The sequence below is a fragment of the Microbacterium sp. S308A+ genome (assembly GCF_049800815.1).
Taxonomy (GTDB): domain Bacteria; phylum Actinomycetota; class Actinomycetes; order Actinomycetales; family Microbacteriaceae; genus Microbacterium.
In genome coordinates this window covers 180,641-194,714 of sequence record NZ_JBNAFT010000004.1, presented here as the reverse complement: position 1 = coordinate 194,714, position 14,074 = coordinate 180,641, and the positions used below count along the sequence as shown (strand labels likewise).

Annotated in this window: 10 protein-coding genes; 4 read left to right on the top strand and 6 right to left on the bottom strand. The window is 71.5% G+C overall.

Annotated features, from left to right (window positions below):
• Positions 1 to 26: 26 nt before the first annotated feature.
• From ACP15J_RS12140 to ACP15J_RS12125, 4 genes are all read right to left on the bottom strand, one after another.
• Positions 27 to 614 (bottom strand): hypothetical protein, encoded by a 588-nt coding sequence (locus tag ACP15J_RS12140; protein WP_424937256.1) that lies wholly within the window; start codon positions 612 to 614, stop codon positions 27 to 29.
• Positions 615 to 623: 9 nt separating this feature from the next.
• Entirely contained in the window at positions 624 to 2,624 is a 2,001-nt protein-coding gene (locus ACP15J_RS12135; RefSeq protein ID WP_424937255.1) for a BCCT family transporter, read from the bottom strand.
• A gap of 44 nt (positions 2,625 to 2,668) precedes the next feature.
• Positions 2,669 to 4,363 carry an ABC1 kinase family protein gene (locus tag ACP15J_RS12130; RefSeq protein ID WP_424937254.1) on the bottom strand — a complete coding sequence of 565 codons (1,695 nt, stop codon included), beginning with the start codon at positions 4,361 to 4,363 and terminating at the stop codon, positions 2,669 to 2,671.
• A gap of 73 nt (positions 4,364 to 4,436) precedes the next feature.
• A complete protein-coding gene (locus ACP15J_RS12125; protein WP_424937253.1) occupies positions 4,437 to 5,030 on the bottom strand; it encodes a PadR family transcriptional regulator in 594 nt (197 codons plus the stop codon).
• A 165-nt stretch (positions 5,031 to 5,195) separates the two neighbouring features.
• Between ACP15J_RS12125 and ACP15J_RS12120 the strand changes: the two genes are divergently transcribed.
• Together ACP15J_RS12120 and ACP15J_RS12115 are read left to right on the top strand one after the other, a co-directional pair.
• Entirely contained in the window at positions 5,196 to 6,041 is an 846-nt protein-coding gene (locus tag ACP15J_RS12120) for a G5 domain-containing protein (protein ID WP_424937252.1), read from the top strand.
• 44 nt (positions 6,042 to 6,085) lie between these two features.
• Positions 6,086 to 6,880 carry an RNase H family protein gene (locus ACP15J_RS12115; protein WP_424937251.1) on the top strand — a complete coding sequence of 265 codons (795 nt, stop codon included), beginning with the start codon at positions 6,086 to 6,088 and terminating at the stop codon, positions 6,878 to 6,880.
• 192 nt (positions 6,881 to 7,072) lie between these two features.
• Here ACP15J_RS12115 and recQ read toward each other — a convergent pair whose 3' ends face one another.
• Positions 7,073 to 9,091, bottom strand: a complete 2,019-nt coding sequence (gene recQ / locus ACP15J_RS12110; RefSeq protein WP_424937250.1) for a DNA helicase RecQ — start codon at positions 9,089 to 9,091, stop codon at positions 7,073 to 7,075.
• Between the two features lie 126 nt (positions 9,092 to 9,217).
• On the opposite strand from recQ, the gene ACP15J_RS12105 reads away from it, so the two are divergent.
• Both ACP15J_RS12105 and ACP15J_RS12100 read left to right on the top strand, forming a co-directional pair.
• Positions 9,218 to 9,520, top strand: coding sequence for a GNAT family N-acetyltransferase (locus ACP15J_RS12105; RefSeq protein ID WP_424937249.1), 303 nt, complete (start codon positions 9,218 to 9,220; stop codon positions 9,518 to 9,520).
• A complete protein-coding gene (locus ACP15J_RS12100; protein WP_424937247.1) occupies positions 9,517 to 10,443 on the top strand; it encodes a pirin family protein in 927 nt (308 codons plus the stop codon). Before ACP15J_RS12105 ends, ACP15J_RS12100 begins: the two co-directional genes overlap by 4 nt.
• Positions 10,444 to 10,516: 73 nt before the next feature.
• On the opposite strand, the gene ACP15J_RS12095 is transcribed toward ACP15J_RS12100, so the two are convergent.
• The gene (locus ACP15J_RS12095) at positions 10,517 to 13,999 is read right to left on the bottom strand and encodes a S8 family serine peptidase (RefSeq protein ID WP_424937246.1); all 3,483 of its coding nucleotides are present in this window, start codon (positions 13,997 to 13,999) and stop codon (positions 10,517 to 10,519) included.
• Positions 14,000 to 14,074 lie beyond the last annotated feature (75 nt).

The window sequence follows — 14,074 nt, the reverse complement described above, 5'->3', positions numbered from 1 at the left end:
CCGATGCAAGCCCCGGCACCGTCCGCTCAGCCGCGCCGGCTCCCCGCTCCCGACGCTCCGCCCGTCCCGTGGTCGAGCTGCTCTCCGCGCAGCGGCCAGCGACCGGTGCGCTTCTTGAAGTCGATCGCCATGAGGAGAGGCGTCATGTCGTACATCCGGATGTTCACGCCCAGCTTCGCACCCGAGGAGGAACGGATCCGGAGCATCGGCTGCCCGTTCGACATCGACATCCGGTGCTCGGCGATGTCGGCGTAGGCGATCACCCGCTCGCGGCCGAGGACGGAGCGGAAGGCCACCTCGTCGGCACGCGGCGCGACGTACCAGTTGCGATAGGCGAGGAGGGACAGCGCCCCTCCGATGAAGACCACCACCGCGGCGATCTTCATCGGGGTGAGATCGGCACCGCCTCCCGGGGCGGTGAACGCGGACAGCCCTAGGAGAAGGCCCACCGTGACGAGCAGCACGCCGACGACGATGACGATCCTCGGCATACGGACGCGATCCGGGTGCGCCGCGGATCGGTTCGGACGCTTGCGCGCCCACCACGCCACGCCGATCGCGAGGATCACAGCGAGCACGATCAACGCGGTTCTGAGGACGACGGCGGTGGTCATCCCCCGACGCTACCCCGCCTCATCCCTGTTGCCGGGAGGCGGCCCCGCATCCAGCGCCGGCGCGGCATCGGTGGACGCCGGATCGGGAACGACGTCGATCGCCTCGGTCGCGGCCTGATAGACCTCGGCGAGGCTGTCGTCCACCTCCTCTTCGTCGACCCAGGCGATGTCGTCGGCGGAATGGTCGTACGCGACCGGGACGAGGGCAAAGTCGTCACCGTACTCCTCCAGCCCCGAGCGGACGCTGTGCCGGACCGCACGCACCGCGTACTTGTCGCGGAGGATCAGCGGATCCCGACGGAGGTCCTTCACGAAGGCGATCATCATGAAGGCCATGATGATCGCGAACGGGAGGGCGGCGACGATCGTCACGTTCTGCAGCGCGCGAAGTCCGCTGCCCGCCTCTCCCGAGACGAGCAGCACCGCCGCGATCACACCGACGAGCGTCCCCCAGACCACGGCCACCCAGCGCGACGGCTCGGGACGCCCCTGCTGCGACAGCGTGCCCATCACGAGCGATGCCGAGTCGGCGCCGGTGACGAAGAAGATCGCGATGAGGAGGATCAGCGCGACGCTCGTGACGATCGGGAACGGCAGGTTGCCGAGGACGCCGAACAGCACCTCCTCAGGAGGATCCACGGCGAGGTCAGCGCCCTTCATCTGCTGGTCGATCGCAGTGGTTCCGAAGATCGCGAACCACACGAGCGAGATCACCGCAGGCACCACGATCACGACCGACACGAACTGACGCAGCGTGCGGCCACGCGAGATCTTCGCGATGAACATGCCCACGAAGGGCGACCACGAGATCCACCACGCCCAGTAGAAGATCGTCCAGCTGGACAGGAACGCCTGCGCCGCCTCGCCCTGCGAGCCCGACCTCGCGACCATCATGGGGAGGTCGGCGAAGAACTGCGCGGCGACGGAGGGGATCACGTTCAGGATCAGCAGCGTCGGCCCGACGAAGAACACGAAGAGCGCGAGGACGATGGCCGCGACCGAGTTGATGTTCGACAGCGCCCTGATGCCCTTCGAGACGCCCGAGACCGCCGAGGCGATGAACGCGGCGGTGAGCACGGCGATGACGGCGATGAGCACCCCGTTGCCCAGCGGCCCTATCCCGGTGACGATCTCGACCCCGTGTCCGATCTGCAGCGCGCCGAGGCCGAGCGAGGCGGCGGTGCCGAAGAGCGTCACGATGATGGAGAAGATGTCGATGGTCCGGCCGATCATCCCGGTCGTGCGGTCCTCGCCGAGGAGCGGAGCGAAGATCGACGAGATCAGCGGCGTGCGTCCACGCCGATACGCGCCATAGGCGATCGCGGCCCCGACGAGCGCATAGAACGCCCACGCCTGTGGCCCCCAGTGGTAGAGCACCTGCGTCTGGGCGGTGTGCATCGCCTCGAGCGTGTTCGCCTCGACGGTCCCCGGCGGCGGGCTCTCGAAGAAGGTGAGCGGCTCGGCGGCGCCCCAGAAGACCAGGCCGATGCCCATGCCGGCGGCGAAGAGCATCGAGATCCAGGAGAACATCGAGAACTCCGGCTGCTCGTCGTCACGGCCCAGCGGGATGCGACCATAGCGGCTGAACCCGACGAACAGCATGAACACGAGCACGATCGTCGCGACGCTCGTGAAGAAGAAGCCGAGGTACTCGACCACCCAATCGAGCACGGCCCTGGCGGTGCCGGCGAGGTTGTCACCGGCGAAGACGCCCCAGACGATGAACGCCAGGGTGAGGGTCACCGCGACGCCGAACACGAGCGGGTCGGTGCGGTAGCTGCGCTTGGTCTCCTCGACCGCCACACCGGGGACGAGCGCCGGATGGATGCTGCGCGGGGGCACGGCGGAGATGTCGCGCACCAGCTTGCGCGCGGCCTCCGCCGCCTTTCCCGTGGTCTTCAGCGGCGCGGTCGGTGGCGTCGGAGTCGCCGTCGGCCGCTCGACCGGGCCCGCGGGCTCCTTGCGCTGAAGGTCAGAACGCGTCGTTGCCTTATCGTCTGGGTTGTCCATGGAGACCCATCCTCGCAGACCGTCCTGACCGGCGTCCGGCCACGCTACCGGGGGCCGCGACCGAAGACCCCCGCGAGCAGGGCATGCAGGAGGGGGACGAAGGAGGCGACGACGAGGATCGTGCCGAGCACCGGGTTGGAGGCCGTCAGCAGCGCGCCGCCGATGAGCAGAGCGGCGAACAGCACCGCCGACAGCACGCGCCCGCCGATCCGCTCCAGCCGATCGAGCCTTCGTTCCAGGCGGGAGGTGTCGAAGGTCACCGACCCCCGGTCCATGCGCGTGATCAGGGCGTCTGCACGGGCCGGCAGGCGCCAGACGATGCCGGCGTTCGCCACAGCCTGACGCGCGAGCTCCTGAGCAATCCCGGTGCTCTCCTCACGCAGCAGCCGGGCGGCGTAAGGCTGCACCGCGTCCCAGATGTTGAAGTCGCGGTCCAAGCTCGTGCACAGGCCCGAGGTGAGCGAGACGGCGCGGATGAGGAGCAGAAGATGCTCGGGCAGTTGGAACGGGAGCGCCCGGATCATGTCGCCGAACTCCCGGGCGAAGTCGCGGAACTCGCGCGGGTCCACGTCGCGCAGCTCGGTGAAGCTCATGCCTCCGAACCGCGCGAAGAGCTGAGTGAGCGCACGTTCCAGCTCGTCCGTGTCCGCCGTGGGCAGCAGCACGCCCATCTGCTGCGCGGCCTCGACGAGCCCCCGTCCGTCGCGCGCGGCGACCGCGATCACGAGCTTGCGCAGGCTGTCACGCAACGCGGACGGCACCTCAGCCATCATCCCGAAGTCCACGAACGTGATCCGCCAGGCCGGCCCGCCCTGAGCGCCCCCCGCACCGGCGAGCGGGGTGACGAAGACGTTGCCCGGATGCGGATCGGCGTGCACGAACCCGTGCGTGAAGAGCTGATCGAACATCACGGCGCCAAAGGCGTGGGCGACCTCCGACGGGTCGACGCCTGCCGCCCGGAGCGCCTCGACGTCGTTGATCTTGATCGCCGAGACGTCGGACAGCGTGAGCACCCGTCGCGTGGTGCGCTCCCACGCGACGGCAGGGGCGGAGACCCGAGGATCGTCGGCGAAGCCGTGGGCGAACCGTTCGGCGTTGGCAGCCTCGTGGAGGTAGTCGATCTCCTCCCTGCTCGTCTGCGCGAACTCCTCGACGAGCGCGGGAGCGTCCACGCGCTCGGCGACGAAGCGCACGCGACGCAGCCAGCCGCCCACGCGGCGGAGGGCGGCGAGGTCGACCTCCACGATGCCGTCGATGCCAGGCCGCTGCACCTTGACGATGACGTCTGCGAAGCCGGCGTCCGCCGCGCTCTGCTCCGACAGCCGGGCGCGATGCGCCTGCCCGAGGGACGCGGCGGCGACCGGCGTCTCGTCGAAGCGCGCATAGGCGCGATCGAGCGGCACCCCGAGCTCGGCCTCGGCGAGCGCCCTGATCTCGGCGAACGGCACCGCGGGCACCTCGTCCTGCAGTCCGGCGAGCTCGGAGGTGATCTCCGGCGGCAGCACGTCGAGTCGGGAGGAGAGGAACTGACCGACCTTGATCATCAGACCGCCCAGCTCGACCGCGAGCACGTGGAAGCGCCGCGCGAGGCCGAGCATCCGCGCCTCCCGCGTGCGCTCCGCGACCGCGGAGAGCCCCAGACGGGGAAGGATCAGCTCGTACCACCAGGTCTGCACCAGATGGCGGGCGGCGAAGAGCAGGATGCGGCGGTAGCGGGCGCGATGGGCTCCGTCAGGCATCGAGTGGTCCCTTTCCTCTCCGCGGCCGCCGGGACGATCATCCAGGGCCGGCCACGGAGTCCGTCCGACGACGTTATCCCTGCGCGAGCAGCGAGTACAGCTTGCGGCGCGCGTCGTCGAGGATCTGGACGGCCTGCTCGACCTGCTCCGGCGTGCCGGTCTGCGCGACCTGCGCCGCGGCGCCCGCGAGCTCCATGCCCGCCTTCGGCAGCGCGGTGACGCGCGCTCCGTGGCGCGCGCCCGACGTCTCCCAGGGCGCGGGGGTGTCCGCAGCGTCGGCCACGGCCTCCCGGCCGACATCGGTGAGCGAGTAGGTCTTGCGTCCGTTCTTCTCCTCCGCGGCGATCAGCCCCTCGTCCGCGAGCAGCTGCAGCGTGGGGTAGACGGAGCCGGCACTCGGTCGCCACGCGCCGCCGCTGCGCTCCTCGATCTCATGGATGATCTGATAGCCGTGCATGGGCTCCTCCGCGAGGAGGGCGAGCACCGCGGCCCGCACGTCGCCGCGCGCCATCCGAGGTCCCCGCGCGTCGAACGACGCCCGCACCTGCTCCATGGCCTCCCAGATAGCCGCTCCCGGCCCCATCCCGGGACGGCCGAAACCTCCAGGACCGCCGAAACCGCGCCGTGCCCCTGCTCCGTATCCGCCAGGGCCGAACGAATCGTTCACGATGACCTCCTCGATGGGCGTGTACCTCGCGCCTCTGCGCGAGCGATGGTTAACGATATATCGAGATGTATCGGGAAGGAAGGCCCGTCCACCGGAACCCGACCACTAGCCTGCGAGGAGACACAGCTCTTCCTCCGCGCTCCGACCCGCCGAAAAGGTGCCGATATGACCACGCCCGTTCCTTCGTCCGCTCCGAACGCCGGACCGACCACGGGCAATCCCGTACCACGCCGTCGGCTCCGGTGGTGGGTCGTCGCTCTGGCCCTGCTCGGCGTCGTGGCCCTCGGCGGGCTGCTCGCGCGCGTCTCTCCGCTTCTCGTCGTCCTCGCCGTGCTGCTCGCGATCGGCACCGGCGTCTACGTCCTCGTGCGTGGCGCCGCACCGGCGCTTCGTCTGCAGTCGCGCGCGTCGAGCGGGGTCGCGCTGGGCGCCGCGCTCCTGCTCATGGTCGGGGGCGCCGGCGCCGGCGCCACGACCCGCCCTCCGGGCGAGACCACGCCGGTCGGCATCGCCGCCGTGCCGAGCTCCACCGCGACGACCCCGTCTCGACCGACGCCGACGCCGACCGTCGCCGAGATCGACGTCCCCTCGCCGGTCCCGTTCGAGCGGACGACCGTCGAGGACGGCGACCTCGACGCCGGTACCGTCACGATCACGACCGCCGGGGTCGACGGGGTCAAGGTCACCACGTTCCGCGTGACGACGATCGACGGGAAAGAGGTCTCGCGCGAGGCCATCCGCGAGACGATCACCGTCCCGCCGGTCACCGAGATCACCACACGGGGCACGCGCGCGCCGGCCGCCGCACCGGTGCCCTTCGCCGCGCCCGGCGCAGGGTCCTCCCCCGAGTGCCACCCGAGCTACGCGGACGCGTGCGTCCCGTTCGCGGAGGACGTCGACTGCGCGGGCGGCGAGGGCGACGGGCCGGCGTACGTGCAGCGCCCCGTTCGCGTCGTCGGCCCGGACGTCTACAAGCTCGACCACGACAAAGACGGCATCGCCTGCGACTGACAGGCCTGGCCGAGAACCTCTCCTCCTCCTTCTACGGTAGGAGGATGACGATCACCGCCGCCGCCGATGGATCCGCTCTCGGCAACCCCGGTCCCAACGGATGGGCCTGGTACATCGACGAGGACCACTGGGCCGCCGGCGGGTCGCCGCACGGCACGAACAACCAGGGCGAGCTGCAGGCCGTCCTGGAGCTCCTCCGCGCCACGTCCGCCGTCGACGAGAAGCTCGTGATCGAGTGCGACAGCCGGTATGTGATCGACTCCGTCACCAAGTGGATGCCGGGCTGGAAGCGTCGAGGATGGCGCAAGGCCGACGGCGGCCCCGTCCTCAACCGCGACCTCCTGGAGGGCATCGACGAGGCCATGCGTGGTCGCGACGTGTCCTTCTCCTGGGTGAAGGGTCACGCGGGGCACCCCCTGAACGAGGCCGCCGATGCGAGGGCGAACGCCGCAGCGACCGCGTATCAGCGCAAGCAGGAGCCGGACCGCGGGCCGGGCTTCGGGGGAGCGTCGCTGTCGGCGCCTCCGCCCGCCGGCGCCTCCTCCCCGGTGGTCGAGACGACCCCGGTCTCGCCTTCCTCCGAGGCGCGAGAGCCCGTCGTCCCCATCAGCGCCGCACCGCCCGGCGCGGTCGCGACCCCGGTGGTCGCGCCGTCCGCCGCACCGGCCCCGGCGCTCTGGGCCGAGGCGGCCGATCTGCTCGACGGTCTCGAGACGGCGGGCGAGAGCACGACGGTGGATCTGCACGTCACCCTGACCGCCGCAGAGCAGGCCCGTCTCCGCGACCGCGCCGAGGCCCAGGGCGTGTCGCTGGAAGAGGCGTTGCGTCGGCTGATCTGACCGGCGGCTCGGCCGCGGAGGCGGGCGCGGGTCGGCGCCGGGGACACACGCCTGCAGAGCCGATCGACGAGTGCATGACGATTCCCGAACGCTCCCTCAGCCATCCGGAGAATCCACAGCCATCCGGAGAGCCTTCAGCCGTCCGAAGAGTCCCGGCAGCCTGACCCGGAGACGCAGCGCCGCGACCTGCGGTCAACCGGCGGCGGCGATGACCTCGAGCACGGCCTCGCCGTAAGCCTCGCGCTTGCGCTCGCCGATGCCGGTGATGCCGACCAGCTCCTCGGACCGCGCAGGACGATGCTCGGCGAGGGCACGCAGCGTCGTGTCCCCGAACACCACGTACGCGGGGACGCCCTGCTCACGCGCTGTCTGCGCCCGCCAGGCCCTGAGCGCCTCGAAGAGCGGTCGGTCGGACTCGGCGAGCGCGTCGGCCGCCGACCGCTTCGCCGCGCGTCCCGACGAGGCGGCACGCGTGACGACGTCCCGACGCAGACGCACCGGCGTCTCTCCGGTGAGGACCCCGGCGCTCGCCTCGCTCAGCGCGAGCGTGCCGTAGTCGCCCTGCGCCTGCATGAGGCCGAGCGCGAGCAGCTGCCGCACCACGGACCGCCACTGCGCATCGGTGAGGTCGGCACCGATCCCATACGTGGCGAGCTGGTTGTGACGCATCGACCGGATGCGCTCGGTCGACGCGCCGCGGAGGATGTCGATGAGATGCCCAGCGCCGAAGGACTGCCGGCGCTCCCGCTGCAGGCGCACGATCGTGGACAGCAGCTTCTGCGCCGGGATGAGCCCGTCCCAGCTCTCGGGCGGCGTGAGGCAGGTGTCGCAGTTGCCACAGGGCTCGGAGGACTGCCCGAAGTATCCCAGCAGGTTCTGGCGCCGGCAGGAGACCGTCTCGCACAGCGCGAGCATCGCGTCCAGATGCTGATTCTGGCGCTGTTTGACCGTGCGGTCGCCCTCGCCCTGCTGGATGAACCTCCGTTGCTGCACCACGTCGCCGAGCCCGTACGCCATCCAGACGACGGCCGGCTCGCCGTCGCGGCCGGCGCGGCCGGTCTCCTGGTAGTAGCCTTCGACGGACTTCGGCAGGTCGACATGCGCGACGAACCGGACGTCCGGCTTGTCGATCCCCATGCCGAAGGCGATCGTGGCGACGACCACGACGCCGTCCTCGCGGAGGAAGCGGGCCTGGTGGGCGGCGCGCGTGGCCGCGTCGAGGCCGGCGTGGTAGGGGATCGCGTCGATCCCCTTCTCACGGAGGAAGGCCGCGGTCTGCTCGACGGACGAGCGGCTGAGGGCGTACACGATGCCCGCCGCGCCCTCCGGCTGGCTCCGGACGAACGAGAGGAGCTGGGCGCGGGCGTCGGCCTTGGGGTCGATCCGGTACTGGATGTTGGGCCGGTCGAAGCTCGCGACGAAGTGCTTCGCCGACGGCAGGCCCAGACGCTCGGTGATCTCGCGGTGGGTCTCCCTGGTCGCCGTCGCCGTGAGCGCGACCCGGGGCACGCCGGGGAACCGCTCAGCCAGCCCGCCGAGCGCGAGATAGTCGGGACGGAAGTCGTGACCCCATTGCGAGACGCAATGGGCCTCGTCGATCGCGATCACGCTGAGCACGCCGCGCTGGAGAAGGCGGAGCGTCGCCTCGTTCGACAGGCGCTCCGGAGCGACATAGAGCAGGTCGAGCGCGCCGGACAGATACGCACGCTCGACCTCGGCCCGCTCGCTCGCGTTCTGGGTGGAGTTGAGGTACGCGGCCTTGACGCCGTTGGCGCGCAGCGCGTCGACCTGGTCGTGCATGAGAGCGATGAGCGGGCTCACCACGAGCCCCGTGCCCTCACGCACCAGCGCCGGGATCTGATAGCAGAGGCTCTTGCCGCCGCCCGTGGGCATGAGCACCACCGCATCGCCCCCGCCGACGATCTGATCGATGATCGCGGCCTGGTCGCCCCGAAAGGACTCGTAGCCGTACACCGTCCGCAGCGCCTCGAGGGGTGACCCGAACCGGCTCGGCGCCGGTGACGGAGTCGCCTCAGGCGCGGGGAAGCTGCTCGCGGGGCTGGCCCCGGGAGCCCCGCTCCACTCGCCCTCCTCGGGCGGTGGCGCATCGTCCCAGGGCGCGTCATCCCAGGGCATGTCAGCGTAGGGGTCGTCCGGCACCTCGGGCAGCGGCAGACCGGCGTAGGGGTCGTGCGGATCCTGCGGAGGCATGCCTCCAGGGTAACCACGCCCGCCGACGCGCGCGCCGCCGTCCACAGCCCGCCTGTTCGCCCGCCTCGCCCTGCACCGGCGTAGGTTGGACCGAGGACGAGGCGGACGCAGGACCGAGGAGGAGCCATGCCCAAGATCAGCATCACCCGCAACGACGAGGCGTCCCGGTACGAGATCCGCTCCGACGGCACGCTCGCCGGGTTCGCCGAGTTCGAGCGCCGCCCCTCGGTGATCGTTTTCACCCATACCGAGGTCGACCCCGCCTTCCAGGGCCAGGGTCTCGCCGGGCGGCTGGCGGCGGAAGCCCTCGCCGACGCCGCGGCCTCGGGCGACACCATCCTCCCGTCCTGCCCGTACATCGAGAACTACCTCCGCACGCACGACGTCGAGGGAGCGATCGTGCGCTGGCCGGAACGGCCCGCGCGATGACGCTTCGCGGCCCGCGCTCGATCCTGCTGGAGGCGCGCGAGGTCCCGCTCGGCGGCGTCCGCGCCATGAGCGTGCGGCGCACCCTCCCGCACCGCGACGTCCCGACGATCGGAGCCTGGTGCTTCCTCGACCGGTTCGGGCCGGACGATGTGCGCATGCGGGTGGAGCCGCATCCGCACATCGGCCTGCAGACCGTGACCTGGCCGCTCGTCGGCGAGGTGCGCCATCGCGACACCGTCGGCAGCGACGTGGTGCTGCGCCGCGGACAGCTCAACATCATGACCGCGGGCCACGGCATCGCCCACTCGGAGTACTCGGTGGGCGAGACCGCGGTCCCCCTCGACGCGCTGCAGTTCTGGGTCGCCCTGCCCGACGGCGCACGGGAGGGCGCTCCCGCCTTCGAGCAGCACACGACCCTCCCCACCGTGACCCTGCCCGCCGAGGAGGGCCAGGACGCGGACGCCGTCGTCGTGCTCGGCGAGCTCGCGGGCGTCCGCTCCCCCGCCACCGTGCACAGCCCTCTCGTCGGCGCCGAGATCAGAATCCCGCCGGGGTCACGGACGACGCTTCCGCTCGCCGTCGGCTGGGAGCACGCGGTGCTGGCGGTCGAGGGGGACGTGCACGTGGCCGCCGTCGAGGTCTCCCCCGGCGGGATGCTCTTCCTCGGCGACTCCCGCGACGGCGTCGAGGCGATGTCCGACGAAGGCGCGCGGGTGTTCCTGCTCGGTGGCGAGCCCTTCGACCAAGACCTCGTGATGTGGTGGAACTTCGCCGGCCGCGCGCACGAGGAGATCGTTCAGGCGCGGGAGGACTGGGAGGCCGGATCCGGCCGTTTCGGCCATGTCGTCGGGCACGGCGCGGAACGGATCCCCGCCCCGCCGATCCCGCCCGTCCGACTCATGCCGCGGCGCCGCCGGGTCTGAGCTCCGCCGGGCGCGCGACAGGGAACGGATGCCGCGACAGCCCGCCCCCGCCGGATCGGCGGTGGGCCACAGGTCACCCGCGACGTCGGCGCCGAGCGACGATCAGCGCTCCGCCCGCGAGGGCGAGGAGACCGCCGATCGCGAGGGCGAGGGCCACCGCCCCGCCGTCCAGACCGGTCGCCGGGAGAGCGGCGTTCCAGTCTGCGCCGCCCGCCGCGTCGCCGGTGGGAGACGGGGTGGGCGGCGGCCCGCCCGCCGTCACGGCGAGCGCCGCGGAGGCCGACCACTCCCCCGCGCGCAGGGTGACCGTGTGCCCGCCCTCGGCGACGCCCTCCCGCGTCAGCACGGCCGACAGCCCGCCGTCGGCGCCGCTGGTCACGGTCGCGACGACCTCGCCGTCGAGCAGGATCTCGATCGGCATCCCCGGCGGGAAGCCGGCGCCGATCACCGTCACCCCGGACGCCCCGAGGGCTGCGGCGGTGACGGAGGCCGGCGACACCGAGGCGACCGGGTCGTACCTGACCGGCTCGGCGGGAACGTCGACGGTCACGATCGTCCGCGTCCCCGACTCGCCATAGGCGACCATGCCCAGGTAGCGCGTCGCCGGCTTCAGGCCCGACCAGCTCAGATCGTACGAGGCCTTCTCCCCGCGAGCCGTCGTGAGCGGGCTCGGCGTCGCCGTCAGCGCGCCCTCGCCGCCCGCCGTCACCTCCACGTGCGTCATGTCCCACGTCATCGGCCCACTGGTGGAGTAGATGTTCGCGACCACGAGGTAGGTGCCCGCCTCCGGGGCCAGGATCGTGACCTGCTCGTCGGCCGACGCGCTCGCCGAGGTCCACCGGCTGAGGGGCTTCAGGTCGGTCGGGCTCGCCACGCGGGAGACGGTCAGGTCCAGGTCTGATCCCTTCTTGTCGGACGAGGTCAGGTCGAACCGGGCGACCTCGACCCCCGCGGGGACGTCGACGATCCACGATACGTCCTTCTTCGCGTCGCCGGATCGCTCGTCTCCCGAATGGCCGGAGACCGGCCGGGCCGGATCGGTGAGCAACGCGACCGGGGCGAGACCGGACAGCGTCAGCGGGAGCTCGCCGGTGACCCCCGGCGTGATCCCGACGGCCGTCGAGCCGGTGGCTCCTGCGCCCGAGACCTCGGCCGGAGCGTCGACCGTCGTGGGACGGACGGCGATCGGCGAGCGCACCGTGTGGTCCGCGCTCGTCCACGTGAGCAGGCCCGTCGCCCAGGCCTCGACCGGAGCGCCGGCGTCGTCGAACGTCACCGTGAAGGTCGCGGTCTCCCCGGGCTTTGAGAAGGTGAGGGTCGACGGAGAGACGGTCGCGGCGATGCCCGGCACGTCGATCGCCGCGGTGTAGGTGCCCGCCGCCGTCGAGGTGACGGTCCGCGTGACGGTCTGCGCACGGGGGAGCGATCCGATCGCGATCGACGCGATGTTCAGGTCGCTGCCGTCGATCGGATCGACCCCGAAGTCCGCGAGGTCCTTGCCCTGGAGGAAAGCCTTCCAGTCGTCGGGACCGTTGAGGTAGAGGAGGCCGGGATCGAACATCCGCGCCGGATCGACCTGGCCCGCGCCCTGCGCGAAAGCGTCGGCGCTCGCCGAGCCGTCGGCGTTCACGGTGTCGTAGGCCGTCGTCATCAGCGCGGACTTGATCTCCGCCGGCGTCGCCTGCGGCTTCGCTCCGAGATAGAGCGCGCCGAGGCCTGCGACGTGAGGGGCGGCCATCGACGTGCCGGACATGACTCCGAAGTCCGGCTTCTCGCCCGGGTCGTTGCCGACCGCCGCGAGGATCGCCACGCCGGGAGCCGCGACGTCGGGCTTGAGGATGTCCGCGCCGTCGGCGCTCATCGGGCCCCGGCTCGAGAACCCGGCGATCTGCGGCACAGGGGTGGCCTTGCCCGTGACGTTCTCTCCGATGAGCGTGACCGGAAGGTCCGTCCCGCTCCGCACGGAGGAGACCACCTCGTCGTGGAAGGCGGAGGAGAGGTGCACGGTCGGAAGGGAGTGGAAGTCGCCGTCGAGCGAGTCCGCCCCGCCGGGGACGTTGACGAGGATCATGCCGATCCCGCCCGCGTCCTTGACGACCTGGGACTTCTCGGCCCGCGCGTTGTTCCCGCGGTCGCAGACCACGATGTGCCCCGCCGCCTTGGCGGGATCCAGCGATCCCTTGACGCACTGGTTCGCGTTCTCCCCGACCGCGGCGTCGCCGGCGTAGATCGACGGACCGGTCATCTCCTTGCCGAACGGGACGGTGACCGAGGTCCCCGCCGCCTCGAAACCGGGAAAGCGCACGGTGGCCTCCCACGTCGGGACGCTCGACGCCGCGACGGTGGTGTACCAGGGAGCGGCGTGATCGGCCGTGGCCTCACCGGGGCCGTCGTTGCCCGCGCTCGCGGCGACGTAGATCCCGGCGGCGGCCGCGTTCATGAACGCGATGTCGTCCGGCTGCAGCACGCTCGTCGCCGAGCCGCCGCCGATCGAGTAGTTGATGACGTCCACGCCGTCGGCGACCGCCTGGTCGATGGCGGCGAGCAGGTCGCTGGACGCGCAGATGTCGTCCGTCTTGACGGCCGGCTCCGGCCCGCTATAGCAGGCCTTGTACGCGGAGACCTTCGCGGCGGGCGCGACGCCCGAGAACGAACGCTCGATCTGCCCCACCGACGCCGTCACGCCGAAGTTCCCGGCAGCGGTGCTCGCGGTGTGCGATCCGTGCCCCTCGGTGTCGCGAGGAGAGAGGTAGTCGTGCTGGAAGTCGAAGCCGTTCGCCGTGGCGCCCGCGCTGAAGTACTGTGCGCCGACGAGCTTGGTCGAGTACGCCGTCGCGTCCCAGCCCTCGCCCGCGACGATGCGGGAGCGGAACTGCCTCCCCTCCGACTTGTCGACATAGACGTACTGGCCGTCGGTGTACGGCTGGTCGTCGCTCTGCTCCTTGCTCTTCAACGCGTCGCCGGCGAACGAGGGGTTCTCCGGGGCGATCCCGGTGTCGATGACGCCCACCACGACGCCCTCGCCCGCCTGGCCGGCGCCCCCGAGCGCGTCCCAGAGGCCGCCCGCGCCGGCCGTGTCGTCTCCGAGGCCCAGGTACTCCGTCGAGGACTGCTCGTCGGGATGGCGGATCTCGTCGGGGAAGACGCCCAGGACGTCCTTCGACGCGCGGAGCGTGTCGACCTGCTCTCCGCTGAGCGCCGCGCTGAACCCGTTCACCGTGACCTGATACTGCGAGTCGGGCGTCGCGCCCACCTTCTCGGCGAGGGCATCCTGCTCCGCCTTGAGGTAGTCGATGTACTCCTTGGACGCGCCGGAGCGCGCGTTGAGCGTGTTCCCCTGGTCGGGCTTGGTGCGCGGGAGGCCGCCGATGCCGCCCTCGTACGTCGCCACGGGGTCGTCCTTCATGAGCACGATGTACTGCCCTGGCGTGCCCGCCGCTGCGGCGGGAGAGGTCACCTCCTCTCCCGATGCAGCGCTGGCCGAAGGGGCGAGACTGCCGGCGACGAACGCTGCCAGGGTGATGGCGGCCGTCGTCCGGAGACGGGGTGTGCCCACTGCTTTCTCCGATCGCGTCGATGTGGCCTCGTTGCCACACCGACGCCCAACCTAGACCGCCGTCGACGTCCCGCC